The 18071-nt window shown below is 44.7% G+C and carries 20 protein-coding genes; 15 read left to right on the top strand and 5 right to left on the bottom strand.

Annotation, left to right across the window (positions count from 1 at the left end; all coding sequences use genetic code 11):
* Nucleotides 1-4 precede the first annotated feature (4 nt).
* Nucleotides 5-1978, top strand: a complete 1974-nt coding sequence (locus KHQ79_RS08110; protein WP_225514751.1) for a S9 family peptidase — start codon at nucleotides 5-7, stop codon at nucleotides 1976-1978.
* Between the two features lie 42 nt (nucleotides 1979-2020).
* Here KHQ79_RS08110 and KHQ79_RS08115 read toward each other — a convergent pair whose 3' ends face one another.
* Nucleotides 2021-2356 carry a NifU family protein gene (locus KHQ79_RS08115; protein ID WP_010886606.1) on the bottom strand — a complete coding sequence of 112 codons (336 nt, stop codon included), beginning with the start codon at nucleotides 2354-2356 and terminating at the stop codon, nucleotides 2021-2023.
* Nucleotides 2357-2443: 87 nt separating this feature from the next.
* Between KHQ79_RS08115 and KHQ79_RS08120 the strand changes: the two genes are divergently transcribed.
* Nucleotides 2444-2770 carry a YuzD family protein gene (locus KHQ79_RS08120; protein ID WP_225514753.1) on the top strand — a complete coding sequence of 109 codons (327 nt, stop codon included), beginning with the start codon at nucleotides 2444-2446 and terminating at the stop codon, nucleotides 2768-2770.
* A 25-nt stretch (nucleotides 2771-2795) separates the two neighbouring features.
* Here KHQ79_RS08120 and KHQ79_RS08125 read toward each other — a convergent pair whose 3' ends face one another.
* Complete coding sequence (locus KHQ79_RS08125; RefSeq protein WP_003240960.1) at nucleotides 2796-3863, bottom strand: NAD(P)/FAD-dependent oxidoreductase; 1068 nt, start codon at nucleotides 3861-3863, stop codon at nucleotides 2796-2798.
* Nucleotides 3864-4125: 262 nt separating this feature from the next.
* On the opposite strand from KHQ79_RS08125, the gene KHQ79_RS08130 reads away from it, so the two are divergent.
* The 6 genes from KHQ79_RS08130 to KHQ79_RS08155 all read left to right on the top strand — a co-directional run bounded on the left by KHQ79_RS08130 (nucleotide 4126) and on the right by KHQ79_RS08155 (nucleotide 8825).
* The gene (locus KHQ79_RS08130) at nucleotides 4126-4362 is read left to right on the top strand and encodes a YuzB family protein (protein ID WP_003222913.1); all 237 of its coding nucleotides are present in this window, start codon (nucleotides 4126-4128) and stop codon (nucleotides 4360-4362) included.
* 136 nt (nucleotides 4363-4498) lie between these two features.
* Nucleotides 4499-5713 carry a NupC/NupG family nucleoside CNT transporter gene (locus KHQ79_RS08135; RefSeq protein WP_019259367.1) on the top strand — a complete coding sequence of 405 codons (1215 nt, stop codon included), beginning with the start codon at nucleotides 4499-4501 and terminating at the stop codon, nucleotides 5711-5713.
* 122 nt (nucleotides 5714-5835) lie between these two features.
* Nucleotides 5836-6690 (top strand): diaminopimelate epimerase, encoded by an 855-nt coding sequence (dapF, locus tag KHQ79_RS08140; protein ID WP_225514755.1) that lies wholly within the window; start codon nucleotides 5836-5838, stop codon nucleotides 6688-6690.
* Nucleotides 6691-6768: 78 nt separating this feature from the next.
* Nucleotides 6769-7131, top strand: coding sequence for a HesB/IscA family protein (locus KHQ79_RS08145; protein WP_225514756.1), 363 nt, complete (start codon nucleotides 6769-6771; stop codon nucleotides 7129-7131).
* Between the two features lie 530 nt (nucleotides 7132-7661).
* The gene (gene paiA / locus KHQ79_RS08150) at nucleotides 7662-8180 is read left to right on the top strand and encodes a spermidine/spermine N(1)-acetyltransferase (RefSeq protein ID WP_003240967.1); all 519 of its coding nucleotides are present in this window, start codon (nucleotides 7662-7664) and stop codon (nucleotides 8178-8180) included.
* Between the two features lie 21 nt (nucleotides 8181-8201).
* Nucleotides 8202-8825, top strand: a complete 624-nt coding sequence (locus KHQ79_RS08155) for an FMN-binding negative transcriptional regulator (protein WP_225514758.1) — start codon at nucleotides 8202-8204, stop codon at nucleotides 8823-8825.
* A gap of 103 nt (nucleotides 8826-8928) precedes the next feature.
* Here KHQ79_RS08155 and guaC read toward each other — a convergent pair whose 3' ends face one another.
* Nucleotides 8929-9909, bottom strand: a complete 981-nt coding sequence (gene guaC / locus KHQ79_RS08160) for a GMP reductase (protein WP_003240970.1) — start codon at nucleotides 9907-9909, stop codon at nucleotides 8929-8931.
* 277 nt (nucleotides 9910-10186) lie between these two features.
* Here guaC and KHQ79_RS08165 point away from each other — a divergent pair, with 277 nt between their 5' ends.
* The gene (locus tag KHQ79_RS08165; RefSeq protein ID WP_003240972.1) at nucleotides 10187-10327 is read left to right on the top strand and encodes a hypothetical protein; all 141 of its coding nucleotides are present in this window, start codon (nucleotides 10187-10189) and stop codon (nucleotides 10325-10327) included.
* A 39-nt stretch (nucleotides 10328-10366) separates the two neighbouring features.
* Here the strand turns inward: KHQ79_RS08165 and yumC are convergent, their stop codons facing one another.
* Nucleotides 10367-11365: a ferredoxin--NADP reductase 2 gene (yumC, locus tag KHQ79_RS08170; protein WP_003228725.1), complete on the bottom strand. Its 999-nt coding sequence runs from the start codon at nucleotides 11363-11365 to the stop codon at nucleotides 10367-10369.
* Between the two features lie 331 nt (nucleotides 11366-11696).
* Here yumC and KHQ79_RS08175 point away from each other — a divergent pair, with 331 nt between their 5' ends.
* From KHQ79_RS08175 to spsC, 4 genes are all read left to right on the top strand, one after another.
* Complete coding sequence (locus tag KHQ79_RS08175) at nucleotides 11697-12917, top strand: NAD(P)/FAD-dependent oxidoreductase (protein ID WP_225514760.1); 1221 nt, start codon at nucleotides 11697-11699, stop codon at nucleotides 12915-12917.
* Nucleotides 12918-13089: 172 nt separating this feature from the next.
* Complete coding sequence (locus KHQ79_RS08180; RefSeq protein WP_148982784.1) at nucleotides 13090-13233, top strand: YuiA family protein; 144 nt, start codon at nucleotides 13090-13092, stop codon at nucleotides 13231-13233.
* 52 nt (nucleotides 13234-13285) lie between these two features.
* Nucleotides 13286-13606, top strand: coding sequence for a YuiB family protein (locus tag KHQ79_RS08185; RefSeq protein WP_003240977.1), 321 nt, complete (start codon nucleotides 13286-13288; stop codon nucleotides 13604-13606).
* A gap of 103 nt (nucleotides 13607-13709) precedes the next feature.
* Entirely contained in the window at nucleotides 13710-14366 is a 657-nt protein-coding gene (gene spsC, locus KHQ79_RS08190; protein WP_080010869.1) for a stationary phase survival protein SpsC, read from the top strand.
* Nucleotides 14367-14394: 28 nt separating this feature from the next.
* Here spsC and KHQ79_RS08195 read toward each other — a convergent pair whose 3' ends face one another.
* Nucleotides 14395-14871: a divergent PAP2 family protein gene (locus tag KHQ79_RS08195; RefSeq protein WP_003240980.1), complete on the bottom strand. Its 477-nt coding sequence runs from the start codon at nucleotides 14869-14871 to the stop codon at nucleotides 14395-14397.
* A 157-nt stretch (nucleotides 14872-15028) separates the two neighbouring features.
* Here KHQ79_RS08195 and KHQ79_RS08200 point away from each other — a divergent pair, with 157 nt between their 5' ends.
* Nucleotides 15029-16531, top strand: a complete 1503-nt coding sequence (locus KHQ79_RS08200) for a leucyl aminopeptidase (RefSeq protein ID WP_225514762.1) — start codon at nucleotides 15029-15031, stop codon at nucleotides 16529-16531.
* Between the two features lie 144 nt (nucleotides 16532-16675).
* The gene (locus KHQ79_RS08205) at nucleotides 16676-18004 is read left to right on the top strand and encodes a Na+/H+ antiporter family protein (RefSeq protein ID WP_003240984.1); all 1329 of its coding nucleotides are present in this window, start codon (nucleotides 16676-16678) and stop codon (nucleotides 18002-18004) included.
* Nucleotides 18005-18071: the final 67 nt, after the last annotated feature.

Genomic DNA, 18071 nt, shown 5'->3' on the forward strand with positions numbered 1-18071 from the left:
GAAAATGAAAAAGCTGATAACCGCAGAAGACATCACAGCGATTGTCTCTGTGACCGATCCTCAATATGCCCCAGACGGCAGCCGTGCCGCATATGTGAAGTCACAAGTGAACCAAGAGAAAGATTCGTATACATCAAATATATGGATCTATGAAACGAAAACGGGCAGATCTGTTCCTTGGACACACGGAAAAAAGCGGAGCACTGACCCAAGATGGTCTCCGGACGGGCGCACGCTTGCCTTTATATCTGATCGTGAAGGCGATGCGGCACAGCTGTATATCATGAGCGCTGAAGGCGGAGAAGCGAGAAAACTGACTGATATCCCGTATGGCGTGTCAAAACCAATATGGTCCCCGGATGGCGAATCGGTGCTTGTCACTGTCAGTTTGGGAGAGGGGGAAAGTATTGATGACCAAGAGAAAACGGAGCCGGACAGCTTTGAACCCATTGAAGTGCAGGGTCTATCCTATAAACGGGACGGCAAAGGGCTGACGAGAGGTGCGCATGCCCAGCTTGTGCTTGTCAGCGTGAAGTCTGGTAAGGTGAAGCAGCTGACAAATCACAAAGCCGATCATGGCGACTCTGCTTTTTCTCCTGATGGCAAATGGCTTGTTTTCTCAGCTAATTTGATTGAGACGGATGATGCCAGCAAGCCGCATGATGTTTATATCATGTCGCTGGAGTCTGGAGATCTTAAGCAGATTACACCTCATCGCGGCTCATTCGGACCAAGTTCATTTTCACCGGACGGAAGGTATCTTGCTTTGCTTGGGCATGAAAAGGAATATCATAATGCAACGCTCGAAAAGGCGTGGCTCTATGATACCGAACAAGACCGCCTCACATGTCTGACTGAGATGCTGGACGTTCATTTAGCGGATGCGCTGATTGGAGATTCATTGATCGGAGGTGCCGAACAGCACCCGGTTTGGACGAAAGACTGCCAAGGGTTTTATGTTATCGGCACAGATCAAGGCAGCACGGGAATCTATTATATTTCGATTGAAGGCCTTGTGTATCCGATTCGTCTCGAAAAAGAGTACGTCAATAGCTTTTCCATTTCACCTGACGAACAACACTTTATTGCCAGTGTGACAAAGCCGGACAGACCGAGCGAGCTATACAGCATCCCGCTTGGGCAGGAAGAGAAACGGCTGACTGGCGCGAATGACAAGTTTGTCGGCGAGCATGCGATTTCAATACCTGAAGATATTCAATTTGTCACAGAAGACGGCGTGACGGTGAACGGCTGGCTGATGAAGCCTGCACAGGCGGAAGATGAGACATCATACCCTCTTATTCTCAACATACACGGCGGACCGCACATGATGTACGGGAATACATATTTTCATGAATTTCAAGTGCTGGCGGCGAAAGGGTACGCGGTAGTTTATATCAATCCGAGAGGAAGCCACGGCTACGGGCAGGAATTTGTGAATGCCGTCAGAGGAGATTATGGAGGAAAGGATTATGAGGATGTGATGCAGGCTGTGGACGAGGCTATCAAACGAGATCCGCAGATTGATCCGAAGCGGCTCGGTGTCACGGGAGGAAGCTACGGAGGCTTTATGACCAGCTGGATCGTCGGGCAGACGAACCGCTTTAAAGCTGCCGTCACCCAGCGCTCCATATCAAATTGGATCAGCTTTCACGGCGTCAGTGATATCGGCTACTTCTTCACAGACTGGCAGCTTGAGCATGACGTGTTTGAAGACACAGAAAAGCTCTGGGACCGTTCCCCTATAAAGTACGCAGCAAATGTCGAGACACCGCTTTTGATTCTGCATGGCGAGCGAGATGACCGATGTCCGATCGAGCAGGCTGAGCAGCTATTTATTGCCTTGAAAAAAATGGGCAAGGAAACCATGTTCGTCCGTTTTCCGAAAGCATCGCACAATTTGTCACGCAGCGGTCACCCGGGACAGCGGATCAAACGCCTGAATTATATCAGCTCATGGTTTGATCAATATCTCTAAAAAAAAAGCCAGGCTGATGGAAATATCAGCCTGGCTGCTTTATTAAAAGACTTGTTCTACTTCAACAACACCCGGCACTTCTTCAAGAAGAGCGCGTTCAATTCCGGCTTTCAGCGTAATTGTTGAACTTGGGCAGCTGCCGCATGCGCCTAGAAGACGAAGCTTTACGATACCTTCATCTACGTCTACAAGCTCACAGTCACCGCCGTCACGAAGTAAAAACGGACGAAGTTTGTCCAGTACTTCCTGCACCTGTTCTTTCATTTCAACTTCAGTCATGACATTCGCTCCTTTCGTCGTCATAAAACCATTATATTCAGTGTAACAATAAAAATCTATTGTTTGGTTTGCAAAGTTGCTTTCCCTATTATAGCACATTCAGACTTGAACACAAAAACGGTTTTTTTCTATAAAAATGTCTCTTGGCTCTGTATACTGAATAGAAAGGAGAAGGAGGGTTTATCAGTGACAAAACCAGTCATGCTCAGCGTGTACGGGGCAGAAACCGTTTGTGCAAGCTGTGTCAATATGCCGACGGCCAAGGATACATACGAATGGCTTGAGGCAGCGTTGAAAAGAAAATATCCAAATCAGCCTTTTATGATGCAATACATCGATATTCATGAGCCGCCTGACAATGAACATGCGAAAGAGCTTGCGGAGAAAATCAGAAATGACGAGTATTTTTATCCGCTTGTGCTCGTAGAAGGCAAAATTGTCGGTGAAGGCAATCCGAAATTAAAAGACGTTTATGAGGAAATGGAGAAGCATGGGTATGCAGAAAACCGCTGATATGATCAGCGGTTCTTCTCTATCATTAACCGTTATGGTGTTTGTACATCCACAGCAAGCCGGATTTCAGCATACGCGGAACACGGCCGATCAGCGGGCGGTCAGCAACAAGACCGAAGCCGGCTTTTTTTCCGAGTGAACCGAGAACGCCTTTCAGCTTGAACTGCGGCATTGATTCTGGAAGGGCTTCTCCATTCCAGCGTTTTTGCAAGATTTGGACAATCTGCTCTGCTTGAGCCTCTGCCAGCTGGGCGCTCGGTGCATGAGGAAGGCTGGCGCAATCGCCGACTACGTACAGATGTTCATCACCAGGAATATTGTGATGAGGCGTTAATACGATACGCCCTTGTGCGTCCTTCTCCACATCTAAGTCTCTGACGACTTTGTTGGGCTGGATGCCGGCTGTCCATACAATGGCATCTGCAGAAATCGGATCATCGTGGTTATACACAATGCCTTCTTCTACTTTAGTGATATTTGCCCTATTAATGATGCGGACACCGTGCTCTTCGAACCATTTTTGCACATATTTGCTCAAGCGCTCGGGAAAGCTTGATAAAATGAGATTGCCGCGGTCGAACAAAATAATGTTCAGGTCATCACGGCTTTCTCTCAATTCACTTGCAAGCTCAACGCCGCTAAGGCCCGCTCCGACAATGGCGACAGTGGCATTAGCGCTCAGGTTATTCAGCTTTTGATAGGTTTCGCGGGACTGGTCGATGGTTTGAATGCTGTAGGTGAATTCAGGCGCTCCCGGCACGTTGTGATATTTATCCTCACAGCCGAGCCCGATCACGGCGTCATCGTAAGAAATCGGTTCACGATCTTGGAACAGCACTTGTTTTTGTGCAATATCAATTGATGAGATATCACCGTATTGGACATCCAGGCGAGGGTGCTCTGGGAATGACACTCTGATATGATGGTCAGAAATTGTGCCTGCGGCAAGGGCATAATATTCTGTTTTCAAGCAGTGATAAGGATTTCTGTCAATTAACGTGATTGAAACATCATCAGGCAGCTGGTTTGGCAATAAGCGATGAAGAACACGCATGTTCCCGTAACCTCCGCCGATCAAGACCAATTTTTTCATTTGAATTCCCCTTTAATCCGAAGAGTATGATAGACACATTGAAGAAAATACGAACTATGTAAAATAACATCTAGAATTATATCGAATTTGATCTAAAATCACAATAATAGTTTCAAAATAACCTACAAATTAGCCTTTAATCACAAATTAGTAAAACGTTATTCAAGGAATGATATGTTACGATAATAAATTTTGATGAATCTGTTATCTTTGACGAATGGTAAAAAATTCGCGATAATGGACATATGTGAGGTGAAACCGCATGAATCCAATGATTGAATTTTGTGTCAGCAATCTGGCTCACGGCTCTCAGGAAGCCCGGGCGATTTTGGAGAAGGACCCAAACCTGGATGTTCTCGAATACGGCTGCTTAAGCTACTGCGGGACATGCATGGAGTCGCTTTTCGCTCTTGTAAACGGAGAAGTCGTCATGGGTGAAACGCCTGCTGAGCTTGTTGAGAATATATATACATTTATTGAAGAAAATCCAATGTTTTGAAGAAAAGGGCCTGGACAGGCCCTTTTTTATTTTGCCGTACAAAAGAACTAAAAAATGTGTAGACATCAAAAAATATTATTGTTATCGTATAAAAGATATTTTTTTAAATAAAATGTTAAGAGGTGTAGGTGTATTCATGAGTGTTCTGTGGGGGCTGCTCGGCGCAGTTGCGATCATTGCTATCGCGTTTTTATTTTCAGAAAAGAAAAGCAATATTAAGATAAGAACCGTCATCATTGGTTTATGCACACAGGTGGCGTTTGGATACATCGTGTTGAAATGGGAAGCGGGACGCGCTGTTTTTTTATGGTTTTCAAGCCGTGTACAGCTTCTGATTGATTACGCAAATGAAGGCATCAGTTTTATTTTTGGACCGCTTCTGAAAGTCGGTGACAGTCCGGCATTTGCATTAAGTGTACTGCCCGTTATCATTTTCTTCTCAGCACTGATCGCCGTTTTATATCATTTAAAAATCATGCAGCTCATTTTCCGTGTCATTGGCGGCGGATTGTCGAAGCTCCTTGGGACAAGCAAAACGGAATCTCTTGCAGCTGCTGCTAATATTTTTGTAGGACAATCTGAATCTCCGTTAGTGATCAGACCCCTTATTGCAGGGCTGACGCGCTCTGAATTGTTCACGATCATGACGAGCGGTCTATCGGCTGTTGCGGGTTCAACCTTGTTTGGGTACGCGCTTCTCGGTATTCCGATTGAATACTTGCTTGCGGCCAGCTTTATGGCTGCTCCCGCGGGTCTTGTCTTCGGTAAATTGATTATACCCGAAACGGAAAAGCCCCAAACCGTAAAAAGCGATTTCAAAATGGATGAAGGCGAAGGCGCAGCCAATGTCATTGACGCAGCTGCAAAGGGAGCGTCAACAGGCCTGCAAATTGCTTTAAACGTTGGAGCGATGCTGCTTGCGTTCGTTGCATTAATCGCCGTGGTAAACGGTATTCTTGGCGGAGTTTTCAGCTTGTTCGGCTTAAAAGGCGTCACGTTAGAATCTATCCTCGGCTATGTGTTTTCTCCAATCGCCTTTTTGATTGGCGTGCCTTGGCATGAAGCGTTGCAGGCAGGAAGCTATATCGGCCAGAAATTGGTGCTGAATGAGTTTGTTGCTTATTCTAACTTCGGTCCGCACATCGGCGAGTTTTCTAAGAAAACCGCTACCATTATCAGTTTCGCATTATGCGGATTCGCCAATTTTTCATCAATTGCGATTATGCTCGGTACACTTGGCGGTTTAGCGCCGAGCCGCCGTTCAGATATCGCACGCCTAGGCTTGAAGGCTGTTCTAGCGGGAACATTAGCCAATCTGCTCAGCGCAGCCATTGCCGGCATGTTTATATAAACGATAAAAGCTCCTTGCGTCAGTGCAAGGAGCTTTTATGTATGAAAAACGGGGGATAATTGTATTGTGTCCGTTTATAATAGCTTTTATACTAAGTAAAAGAAAAAAAGTTGGAGGCACCTATGAACTCATTTCGATTTACCAAAATGCACGGCCTGGGAAATAGCTATATCTATGTGAATCAATTTGAAGAACAGCTTCCGGAAGAAAAACTGTCTGAGATTGCAGTTCAGGTTTCTTCTGTTTATACTGGGATCGGTTCTGACGGAATGATCCTGATATGCCCTTCAGATCAAGCGCCTGTCAAAATGCGGATTTTTAATAATGATGGGTCTGAAGGGAAAAACTGCGGCAATGGCCTGCGCTGCGTCGCAAAATACGCGTATGAGCATAAGCTGGTTGAGGAAACATCTTTTCTGATTGAAACCCTCTCCGGGCTTGTGAAAGCGGAGGTTCAAGCTGAAAACGGAAAAGTGAATGTTGTCACTGTCGATATGGGCGAACCGCACCTGACAAAAGCCGAGCTCCCAATGCTTGGCGGCGGGGAAGAGCACACGATCAATGAAACGATGACGTTTGGTGAAGCCGAACTAACAGGCACTGCTGTTTCAATGGGAAATCCGCATATCGTTTTTCCGATCGCTGACATTGAACAGGCACCCCTGACGACACTGGGGCCGGTGATTGAGAAAGATCCAAGATTTCCGGAAGGCATCAATGTGGAATTCGTCGAAACCGTGAATGAACATGAACTGCATTTCCGCGTCTGGGAACGGGGATCAGGCATTACTCAGGCATGCGGGACAGGAGCGTGTGCAGCGGCGGTCGCATCAGTGTTAAACGGCGTATCAAAACGAAATCAAGACATCACTGTGCATTTAGCAGGCGGAGACTTGGTGATTAACTGGAAGGACAACGGCCATGTGATGATGACAGGGCCGGCTGAGACCGTTTGTGAAGGTGTCTATTTTTTGTAAAACACCTTGTTTGAGAATTGAACCGATCATGTTTATAATAAAAGACAGCATCCGGTTTTTAAAAGGAGGTTCACAAAGATGAGCAACCCGGTAACAATTACAGAAGCAGCAGCTTTGCATATAAAAGAAATGATGAAAGAGCATGAAGAAGAAAACGCGTTTCTGCGTGTCGGCGTCAAAGGCGGCGGCTGCAGCGGCCTTTCTTACGGCATGGGCTTTGAGCATGAAAAAGGCGAAAAAGACAGTATGTTTGATCAGCATGGCATCACGGTTCTTGTTGACAAAGAAAGCCTTGATATCATGAACGGCACCGTGATTGACTATAAACAATCCATGCTCGGCGGCGGCTTCACCATCGACAATCCAAACGCCATCGCCTCATGCGGCTGCGGTTCTTCTTTTAGAACAGCAACGAATGCAGGTAAGCCTGAAGAGTGCTAGGCGCTAAAGCCCGATATTTCGAGATATGAATCAATCATTACACCAGTTTCGGAGGATTGCGTGATTGCATCCCACGAGTAACCGTTAGTTGTTCATGACGCTTTTCTTAGCGATAAACCATCGTTAAGGGAGGCGTTTTTATTATGGCTTAAATAGACAAAATTCACTTTACGCAGCCTCCTTCATCTTCATTTATATTGTAAATGCAACAAAGTTGAGTTATATTTGATGTACGGTATTTTTATTGCATTTACAACAAAAAATACGTTGAGGAGTTGATGATGAGGGAGATTCTTTGTGAAATTGAGTGGCAGCAAGGGCCGTATCTGTACCTTGTCCGAATATGTACAAACCCAGGAATCTTCAAGAAAAGTTAGCGAAAGGATAAAGGTGGATCGAACAAAAAACTTTTTCCAACAGAGAAAGGAAAAATGTATTTCCATTTATAAAAAGAAAAAGTATAGAAAAGGACTGGAAATTTAGGAAAAACACGAGAAATTATTGATTATATAAAGGAGCGACATATTTAAATGACCATAAATATAAAAAAGTGCAGCCAAGAAGACTTAAAAATACTTCAAGAAATTAGTATTGAAACGTTCAATGATACATTTAAAGACCAGAATTCACCTGAAAATATGAAAGCCTATTTGGAAAGTGCATTTAACGCTAAACAGTTGGAAAAGGAATTATCCAATACTTCTTCGCAGTTCTTTTTTGTTTATTTTAATCATGAAGTCGCTGGATATTTAAAGATCAACACCGATGATGCTCAGTCTGAAGAAATGGGTAAAGAATCACTTGAAATAGAGAGGATTTATATAAAGAACAAATTTCAAAAACATGGGCTTGGCAAACATCTATTAAACAAAGCTATGGAAATTGCCTTGGAACGTAATAAAAAGAAAGTCTGGCTGGGTGTATGGGAAAAAAATGAAAATGCCATTGCTTTTTATAAGAAAATGGGGTTTGTTCAAATTGGAGCCCACTCTTTTTATATGGGCGATGAAGAACAAATAGACTATATCATGGCCAAAACACTCCTATAACTTGTTGAAATGGGGATTAACATGTATATTCCAAAGTATTATAAGGTCACAAATGTTGATGAAATTGTTGATTTTGTTCAAAATAACTCTTTTGGCACGATTGTCACAACGAAACAAGGGAAACCAATTGCCACTCATTTGCCCTTAGGATTCAATAAAAAAGGTGATGATTGCTATATTACTGGGCATATGGCTTATGGAAATCCTCAGTGGAGAACATTTGCAGCATGTGAAGATGTGCTTGTGATGTTTCAGGGACCGCACGCTTATATTTCTTCTTCTTGGTATTCCCGCGAAAATGTTCCGACGTGGAATTATCAGGCTGTCCACATGTATGGTAAAGCAAGCATTTTAGAGAAAGATGAATTAATTGAAGAATTAACAATAATGTTGGAAAAATACGAAAAACATCGAGAAAATCCAGTTTTATGGGATAAACTTTCTCCAACTCTTTTAGAAAGTGAATTGAAAGGTATAGTTGGATTTAAGATTAAGGTAGGAGACATTCAGGCGGCATATAAATTAAGCCAGAACCGAGATGAAACGGATTATACGAACATCATTAAAGAATTACAAAATGAAGGAAATCTAAATTCAAAACAAATGGCAGAATTGATGGAAAAGAGATTCAAAAAGCAAATATAAACCCACTTTTATGAAACCCTCCGTATGCCAGTGGGCCTGAAGGTGCTAATAACAGTAAACGCCAAGTCAAGCGGCAAACCGCTGACTTGGCGTTTTTTTATGATTAATATTTATCCCCATTAAAAATGGAATTCTTCACAATTACATAATCCACATTTCGGATCGCATCAAGCTTTGTTCCGCCTGCATAAGAAATAGAAGATTGCAGATCCTGTTCCATTTCAATCAGCGTATCCTTAATTGAGCCTTTATGCGCCACGTGCATTTTTTTGCCTTCTACATTTTTCTTTTCGCCTTTTTGGAATTCAGAGGCTGAGCCGAAGTACTCTTTGTAGAGCTTTCCGTCTTTTTCGATCGTTTGGCCTGGTGATTCTTCGTGTCCGGCGAATAGTGAACCGATCATGACCATCGTTGCGCCAAATCTGATTGATTTTGCGATGTCGCCATGTGTACGGATGCCGCCATCCGCGATAATCGGTTTGCTGGCTGCTTTGGCACACCAGCGCAGCGCCGCTAATTGCCAGCCGCCAGTGCCGAAGCCGGTTTTGATTTTCGTAATACATACTTTTCCCGGTCCGATGCCGACTTTAGTGGCATCCGCTCCCGCATTTTCAAGTTCTCTGACAGCTTCCGGCGTTCCGACATTGCCAGCAATAACAAAGCTGTCCGGCAAATGTTTTTTTAGGTGCTGGATCATTTCAATGACAGCATTTGAGTGCCCGTGAGCAATGTCAATAGTCACGTATTCAGGAGCCAGATTTTCTTTTGCCAGCTGGAGGACAAATTCATACTCCTCATCTTTGACGCCCACGCTGATAGAAGAGAATAATCCGCGTGCGTTCATATCTTTAATAAAATCAATCCGTTTTTCAGGTTCAAATCGGTGCATCACATAAAAGTAGCCATTTTCGGCTAATGAAATCGCTAGTTTTTCATCTATAATCGTCTGCATATTGGCAGGGACGACGGGCAATTTAAATGTACGTCCGCCTAAACGTACGGATGTATCACATTCTGAACGGCTATTTACAATGCATTTTGCAGGAATTAGCTGAATATCTTCGTAATCAAATACGTTTTCCATGGTTTTCACTCCTAAAAACGAATATTTAAAATGATATTATATGAAATGTTCGCCTTCTATAATGTACTCTGTTTTATTTAGGATGTCAAACGTTTTTATTTGCTGGCACGTATGTACAAGTGCCGAAGCTTGTCATGCTCAGTGAGTTTGGGTATCATAGTCTTAACGAAAAGTCTTAGAGAGCGGATCAAAACGCGAATGATATACGTTCAGCAAAGCTTGGTCGTTCAGCACCAGGCTTTCTTTATGACATGGACATGTGAAAGGAGCGAATGAGATGACGCAAAACGAAGAAAAAACACCGAAATCCCAAAAGATCCAAGACCGCATTATTATGGCAATGATCTGGATCGTCGCAGCCCTTGTGATTGCGCTGGTTCTTGGAACTGCGATGAATTATATAAATATCTTCAAATAAAAAAAGGAGCTGTGTCGTTGACACAAACTCCTTTTTTTATTATTTATTTTCAAAAAGACTTGTTGAGTGAAGAGGCTGTACGCGGGCTTTCGGATCCATGTAAGCTTTGGCGTTGTTCACTGCTGTCGGCGCCTCGCCGAAGCCGCTTGCGATCAGGTTGACTTTTCCTTCGTATGTGCAAATGTCACCTGCTGCAAAGAAGCCTTCGATGTTTGTTTCCATTGTTGATTTCACGACAATGGAATTTTTCTCGATGTCCAGACCCCAGTTTTTGATCGGTCCAAGAGATGAAACGAAACCGTAGTTGACGATTAAGTCATCGATTTCTAAAATCTCTTTTCGATCGCCTTTCACTTCTTCAAGCACAAGCTGTTCAATTTTGCCTTCCCCGATCAGCTCCGCAGGGACGAATGGTGTCAGGACATTAACCTTCGACGCATGAAGGTTTTCCACACTGTGCTCGTGCGCGCGGAATTTATCGCGGCGGTGAATGATGGATACTTCTTTTGCGATTGGTTCAAGCATAAGCGCCCAGTCAACTGCTGAATCTCCACCGCCAAGGATCGCAACGCGTCTGCCGGCGAATTTTTGCAAATCGTCAACGAAGTAGTGAAGGTTTTTGCCTTCATACTGCTCGGCATTTTCAAGTTCCAGCTTTCTCGGTTTGAATGCGCCGTTTCCTGCAGTAATGATGACTGTTTTAGAGTAGTGGGTTTCTTCATTTGTCACGAGCTTAAACACGCCGTCCGCTTGTTTCTCAACAGATTCAACCGCTTGCTCCAGACAAATGGTTTGGTCGAATTTCGCCATTTGCTCTTTTAGGTTATTGATAAGTTCTTGTGCGCGGATTTTCGGGAAGCCCGCTACATCGTATATATATTTCTCAGGGTAAAGGGCGCTAAGCTGTCCGCCGAGCTGAGGCAGGCTTTCGATAATTTTGACGCTTGCCTGTCTCATGCCTCCGTAAAAAGCGGTGAATAAGCCGACCGGTCCCCCGCCTATAATTGTAATATCATAAACCTTTGTATCCTCTCGCATACGAAAATTGCCTCCTAAATGAAAATTGTTATTAATTATACCATATTGCCGTTTAAATTGACGAGTCAGCAGAAAAAATCCTAAGTGTATGGCGTGAGCATCCGTTCTTGAAAATATTTCCGCCGGCCGATACGATGATAACCAAATGAATTGATCTTTTTCTGAATGTTTCTTGGGCCAGCCGGATAAATATGATAGTAGTGCTATGCGTGAGGACTTCACAAAAAACTTTTCAATATATTTCATAAAATCCCGCCAATAAGCTGAAGCTAACACAAATGATGATTTTATTATGCGTCTAACAAAAGCAAAAAAAGAGAAGGTGGATGTGATGGCATTGAATAAGCCCAAAATCGTGATTTTAGGTGCAGGATATGGCGGATTGATGACGGTAACTAGGCTGACAAAGTTTGTCGGGCCGAATGATGCTGATATTACGCTTGTGAATAAACACAATTATCATTATGAAACGACATGGATGCATGAAGCGAGCGCGGGTACGCTCCACCATGACCGCTGCCGTTATCAGATAAAAGATGTAATCAACCAGTCGCGGGTCAATTTTGTACAGGATACCGTAAAGGCAATCAAAATAGATGAGAAAAAAGTTGTGCTTGCGAATGGAGAGCTGCAGTACGATTATTTAGTCATCGGACTCGGCGCGGTGCCCGAAACGTTCGGCATTAAAGGTTTGAAAGAATATGCGTTTCCGATTGCCAACATCAACACGTCGCGCCTGCTGAGGGAACATATTGAGCTGCAGTTTGCGACTTACAATACGGAAGCGGAAAAACGGCCGGACAGGTTAACCATTGTTGTAGGCGGAGCCGGATTTACGGGGATTGAATTTCTTGGCGAGCTGGCAGCCCGCGTGCCTGAGCTCTGCAAGGAGTATGACGTTGACAGAAGCCTCGTGCGCATTATTTGTGTGGAAGCGGCGCCGACCGTTTTGCCGGGATTTGATCCTGAGCTTGTCGATTATGCGGTTCATTATCTTGAGGAAAACGGAATTGAGTTTAAGATCGGAACGGCTGTGCAAGAATGTACACCGGAAGGAGTCAGAGTCGGCAAAAAAGATGAAGAACCAGAGCAGATCAAATCGCAAACCGTTGTATGGGCGGCAGGTGTCCGCGGCCATCCGATTGTGGAGGAAGCCGGTTTTGAAAATATGCGCGGCCGGGTCAAAGTGAATCCGGATCTTCGTGCACCCGGACATGACAACGTCTTTATACTCGGTGACAGCTCGCTGTTTATGAATGAGGATACAGAGCGCCCGTATCCGCCGACTGCGCAAATTGCGATGCAGCAGGGGATAACGGTTGCTAAAAACCTTGGCAGGCTCATTAAAGGCGGGGAGCTTGAGGAATTCAAGCCCGACATTAAAGGAACGGTGGCTTCTCTTGGCGAGCATAACGCGGTTGGAGTCGTTTATGGCAGAAAGCTGAAAGGCACGCCGGCTTCGTTTATGAAAAAAGTCATCGATAATCGCTCGCTGTTTTTGATCGGCGGAATCGGACTAACGCTGAAAAAGGGCAAGTTCAAGTTTTTCTAAAAACCCGCGGAAGCGGGTTTTCTTTATTAAAAAACGCCAAAATAAAAAGAGAACGAGAGGAAAACAAGTATGTTTCCGCTTACATCGAAAGATTTGTCACATGATCTGACTTTATTGTTGACAGCTCGATATGTTATATTATCAGAAAATTAAGAAAAAGGGTGATGATCAGATGAAAACTGCAACGACAACCGCTTCGCATACATGCCCATTTTGCTCAGGGAAAGGGTATTTTCAATTGATCCTCGGCGGTTCAGAGACTTGTCCGTCTTGCCAGGGGACAGGAAAAGACAGTCATTCTATTTCCAGCCGTTGACTTTATTTCAGCCCCCGCGTTACACTAAAAACAACGCAGGGGGTGGGATAGGTTGATTAGTCTGCCAGTCGTAATCATCTCAATTGTTTTGTTTTTTGTCTTGTTTTTTGGAATCGGTTTCTTATTAAACATGCTGCTGAGAATGTCTTGGATTATGGCTGTGATTTATCCGATTGTATGCCTTTTCATTATCAGCAAGGAAAAGCTGATCAGCTATGTCCAGTCGCCGGGAGAATCCTTTGCCGGCCTGTTTCATCGTGTCGTATCATTAGCGGCTGCCGATGTGCTGATTTTGGCCAGCGGTTTGGCTGGCGCCATCGTGTCCGGTATAGCGATCAACATGCTCAGAAAAAGAGGATATCAAATGTTTTAAATGCCGCTTTCTTCTAAAGAAAGCTTTTTTTGTGCTTTCAGCTCATTCACCATTTTGAATATTGCTCTCTCCAATTGGGAACAATGATCCGGAGGAGAGGTGAATGATGTTGAATATGATCAGACGTTTGCTGATGACCTGTTTATTTCTGCTTGCATTTGGCACGACATTTTTATCAGTGTCAGGAATTGAAGCGAAGGACTTGTCAAAATGGGTGCAGGAACATCAAGAAAAGCACTTGAAGCATGCAGGACTGACATTAAAAGCATTGCAGCAGAAAAAAACACAAACCATGTCAGCGGCCAAGGATAAAACAAAACCGTTAGAAGAAGCATTTGACTGGGACGAGTATCCGGTCCAAAGAGTAACCGCAACAGGCTACACAGCAGGAGCTGAATCGACGGGAAAGAAGCCCGGCGATCCATTATACGGGCTTACATATTCAGGTGTGAAAGTGAAACGGGATTTATACTCCACGGTTGCCGCTGATCCGTCCGTTTTCCCGATCGGCACGATTTTATTTATCCCGAACTACGGTCTCGGAGTTGTGGCCGACACGGGATCAGCGATTAAGGGAAACCGCCTTGATCTGTACTTTGAAACCGTCAAAGATGTGTACAATGAATGGGGCAAAAAAAGCCTTGATGTATATGTGATTAAAAAGGGGACGGGAAAGGTCACCGAGGATGAGCTTGAGAAGCTCAATGAAACAAAGTCTTTGCAAGTGTTCAGAAATCAATATAAAACTGTGAAAGAATAAAACGCTCCAGCAACTGCTGGAGCGTTTTTTACATGAAAAAGTAAGCGAGTATCAATGTCAGTAAAATACCTGTTAAGCCTCCGAAAAAGACCTCGATCGGCTGATGTCCGAGAAGCTCCTTCAGCTTTTTTTGCTTTTCTTTATCTTTGGCCTTCGGGAAGTCCTTTGCTTCATGTACGAAGCGGTTAAAATCAACGACAAGCTTATTGATGACTGTTGCCTGCTCACCGGCGTGACGTCTGACGCCAGTTGCGTCAAACATGGTAATGACGGCAAAAATGGCAGAAACCGCAAAGAGAGAGGAGCCTAATCCATGCTCCAAGGCTACGCCCGTAGAAAGCGCAGTGACCGCTGCGGAGTGAGAGCTCGGCATGCCGCCTGTGCTTGTGACCAGCGACCAGTCCAGTTTTCTGGACACGATAAACTGTATGGGCACTTTGATGACCTGAGCAAAAATAATCGCGGCCAGGCTTGATAATAAAGGAAAATTCGTTAAAAGTTCCATCGGCGACATCCTTTCTATTTAAAAAATCCTTCGTGTTTCAAAAGAAAAAAGCAAGTCTTAGACTGTTGTTTGATAAAATAAGTGTAATGGAAAGAATGTTTTTCCTATTATACCATTGTTCATTACAAATACCCATTACGTTAGGAGTGTAAGCCTTATGTTTTATGCGGTTCAGCAATTAGAGCATACAGAAACCCTTGTGGTCGGACTTTTTCAAAAAAGCCAGCTGACAGGCAAAGCATTGGAAATTGATGAAATGCTGGAAGGCCATCTGACACAGCTTTTGAAAGATGGTGATGTCTCTTCGAAACCGAATCAAGTATCAAAAGTATTCCCTCCATCTTCTGCGGGTATGAAACGGATTTATTTCGTTGGTTTGGGAAGAGAAGCAAATTATTCGTTTGAACAGGCGAAGGAACGGTTTGCCCATGTTTTTCAAGCCATTCATAAAGACCGAAAACAAGAAGCAGCTGTCCTGCTTGACACATTTATTGCGGAAGACGTGCCTCCAGCCGATGCCGCTCATGCTTTAGCTGAGAGCTGCCTGCTTGCTTCTTATGAGGTGCAGGATTATAAGCACAAATCAAATGAGCCGGACAAACAAATTGAAACCGTGTACGCCGTCACAGATGAAGATACACAGGAAGTGCAGGCGGGACTTCGCGTCGGCCAGGCATACGGGCAAGGGGCAAATTCGGCAAGAACGCTTGTGAATATGCCCGGAAATATGCTGACAGCGACTGACCTCGCTTCTTATGCAGAGGAGCTTGCGGCTAAATATGATTTTGAGTGTGAGATATTGGAGAAGTCAGAGATGGAAGAGCTCGGCATGGGCGGAATACTTGCGGTAAACCAAGGCTCTGCCGAACCGCCGAAAATGATTGTTTTGAAGTATCAGGGCAAAAAGGATTGGGAAGACGTCGTCGGACTTGTCGGAAAAGGGATTACCTTTGACACAGGCGGCTACTCCATTAAAACGAAATCTGGAATTGTCGGCATGAAATCTGATATGGGAGGAGCAGCTGCGGTTCTCGGTGCGATGGAAACGATCGGAGAGCTTCGTCCCGAGCAAAACGTGCTGGCTGTCATTCCGTCAACCGACAACATGATCTCCGGCGGGGCGATGAAGCCTGATGATGTGATCGTATCATTAAGCGGAAAAACAATTGAAATTCTCAATACGGATGCTGAAGGAAGGCTTGTGCTTGCTGATGGCATTACATACGCGAAACAGCATGGCGCCTCAGTTCTTGTTGATGTGGCTACGCTTACCGGCGGTGTCGTTGTGGCATTAGGAACAGAAACGACCGGCGCTATGACAAATGATCAAGGCTTTTATCAGCAGGTAGCTGATGCTGCGGAAGAGTGCGGCGAGGCGATCTGGCAGCTGCCGATAACAGAGAAGGATAAAAAGCGTGTGAAAAGCAGCCAAATGGCGGATCTCAGCAATTCGCCGGGGCGCGAAGGACATGCGATTATGGCAGGAACGTTTCTTGGTGAATTTGCTGAAGCAACACCTTGGGTGCATCTTGATATTGCGGGCACTGCAACTTCCAATAAAGCAACCTGCTTCGGGCCGTCCGGGGCCACCGGTGTTATGGCCAGAACACTGGCCACACTGGCGGAACGATTTACATTGGAAGAAGATAAAAGCGAATAATGATAAATCCCTGCTGCAGTATGCGGCGGGGATTTTTTCTTCCAAAATCTTTAGTTGACTAAAGTGTATCAATTATGATACGATACGTTCATACTTTATTTATCTACTACATTAGCAAACTAAAGGATTTTTTGGAGGGGTATCATGAATGCAGTCGTCATCGCGGTGCTGCTTATGCTTGTCTTAAGCCTGCTGCGTGTCAATATTGTTATCGCATTAATTATAGGCGCTCTGGCCGGCGGATTAACAGGCGGGCTCGGTCTTGGCGAAACGGTTAAAGCTTTTACGGACGGACTCGGCGGAAATGCCACCGTTGCAGTCAGCTATGCCATGCTTGGCGCGTTTGCTGCGGCTTTAACGAAAACGGGTCTTCCGGACGCGATGGTGGAAGCCTCTGTTAAATTAATCGGAAATAAAGAAGATTCTCGCAAAAAAGCACTGTCTAAAGTTCTGATTGTGCTGATTATTTTAATTGTATCTTGTTTTTCGCAAAACGTGGTTCCGGTTCACATCGCATTTATTCCGGTGCTGATTCCGCCGCTTTTGAAAATCTTTAATGAACTTGAAATGGACCGCCGTCTGATTGCGTGTGTGATTACATTCGGTTTAACGGCGCCTTATATTTTACTGCCGGTCGGTTTCGGCCAAATCTTCCAGGGAATGCTCAAGGACAATATGGCGGATGCCGGGTTAAACGTTCCGCTTGCTGACATACCATATGCAATGATCATCCCTGTTGCAGGTATGGTTGTCGGCCTTATTTTATCAGTGATCGTATTCCGTAAACCTAAACAATACGAAACAAAAGACATTTCAGGTGCAGAAGCATCGCCTTATACGAAAAAAAGCCTGGCTATCGCGGTGCTTGCCATCGTCGTGTCACTCGGCGTCCAGCTCTACTTATCTCAGACTTTGGGAGTAGAAGGGATGATTATGGGGGCGCTGGCAGGTCTGATTATTCTGTTTGTCAGCGGTGTGATGAAGCGTGATGAAGCGGACTCACTAATTACTGATGGAATGGTCCTAATGGCCTTTATCGGTTTCGTTATGCTCGTTGCAGCCGGATTTTCAAATGTATTGACGAAAACCGGAGATGTCGAGTCACTGGTCAAAACGTCAGCTGGTTTTATCGGACACAGTCAGTCATTGGGCGCATTGCTGATGCTCATTGTCGGCTTGTTAATTACAATGGGAATCGGCTCTTCTTTTGCGACGATTCCTGTTATCACAACCATCTTTGTGCCTCTATGCATGCAGCTCGGTTTCAGCCCGATGGCAACGATTGCGATTATCGGAGCGGCTGCTGCGCTTGGCGATGCCGGTTCACCTGCAAGCGACAGTACACTTGGGCCGACTTCAGGTTTGAGTGCGGACGGCCAGCATCACCACATTTGGGACACTTGTGTGCCGACATTTATATTTTATAATATTCCGCTTGTTATCTTTGGCTGGATTGCAGCGCTTGTTTTATAGGAAAAAGGCTCCCCTTTACTGGGGAGCCTTTTCTCATTATGATAAAAAACCGTCCAATAGAACGGTT

The organism is Bacillus sp. TSO22 (assembly GCF_020223595.1).
Taxonomy (GTDB): domain Bacteria; phylum Bacillota; class Bacilli; order Bacillales; family Bacillaceae; genus Bacillus; species Bacillus inaquosorum.

Coding starts and splice junctions, on each gene's coding strand:
- KHQ79_RS08110 (WP_225514751.1), top strand. CDS start 5: ATGAAAAAGCTGATAACCGCAGAAGACATCACAGCGATTGTCTCTGTG.
- KHQ79_RS08115 (WP_010886606.1), bottom strand. CDS start 2,356: ATGTGCTATAATAGGGAAAGCAACTTTGCAAACCAAACAATAGATTTT.
- KHQ79_RS08125 (WP_003240960.1), bottom strand. CDS start 3,863: ATGAAAAAATTGGTCTTGATCGGCGGAGGTTACGGGAACATGCGTGTT.
- KHQ79_RS08130 (WP_003222913.1), top strand. CDS start 4,126: ATGAATCCAATGATTGAATTTTGTGTCAGCAATCTGGCTCACGGCTCT.
- KHQ79_RS08135 (WP_019259367.1), top strand. CDS start 4,499: ATGAGTGTTCTGTGGGGGCTGCTCGGCGCAGTTGCGATCATTGCTATC.
- dapF (WP_225514755.1), top strand. CDS start 5,836: ATGAACTCATTTCGATTTACCAAAATGCACGGCCTGGGAAATAGCTAT.
- KHQ79_RS08145 (WP_225514756.1), top strand. CDS start 6,769: ATGAGCAACCCGGTAACAATTACAGAAGCAGCAGCTTTGCATATAAAA.
- paiA (WP_003240967.1), top strand. CDS start 7,662: ATGACCATAAATATAAAAAAGTGCAGCCAAGAAGACTTAAAAATACTT.
- KHQ79_RS08155 (WP_225514758.1), top strand. CDS start 8,202: ATGTATATTCCAAAGTATTATAAGGTCACAAATGTTGATGAAATTGTT.
- guaC (WP_003240970.1), bottom strand. CDS start 9,909: ATGGAAAACGTATTTGATTACGAAGATATTCAGCTAATTCCTGCAAAA.
- KHQ79_RS08165 (WP_003240972.1), top strand. CDS start 10,187: ATGACGCAAAACGAAGAAAAAACACCGAAATCCCAAAAGATCCAAGAC.
- yumC (WP_003228725.1), bottom strand. CDS start 11,365: ATGCGAGAGGATACAAAGGTTTATGATATTACAATTATAGGCGGGGGA.
- KHQ79_RS08175 (WP_225514760.1), top strand. CDS start 11,697: ATGGCATTGAATAAGCCCAAAATCGTGATTTTAGGTGCAGGATATGGC.
- KHQ79_RS08180 (WP_148982784.1), top strand. CDS start 13,090: ATGAAAACTGCAACGACAACCGCTTCGCATACATGCCCATTTTGCTCA.
- spsC (WP_080010869.1), top strand. CDS start 13,710: ATGATGTTGAATATGATCAGACGTTTGCTGATGACCTGTTTATTTCTG.
- KHQ79_RS08195 (WP_003240980.1), bottom strand. CDS start 14,871: ATGGAACTTTTAACGAATTTTCCTTTATTATCAAGCCTGGCCGCGATT.
- KHQ79_RS08200 (WP_225514762.1), top strand. CDS start 15,029: ATGTTTTATGCGGTTCAGCAATTAGAGCATACAGAAACCCTTGTGGTC.
- KHQ79_RS08205 (WP_003240984.1), top strand. CDS start 16,676: ATGAATGCAGTCGTCATCGCGGTGCTGCTTATGCTTGTCTTAAGCCTG.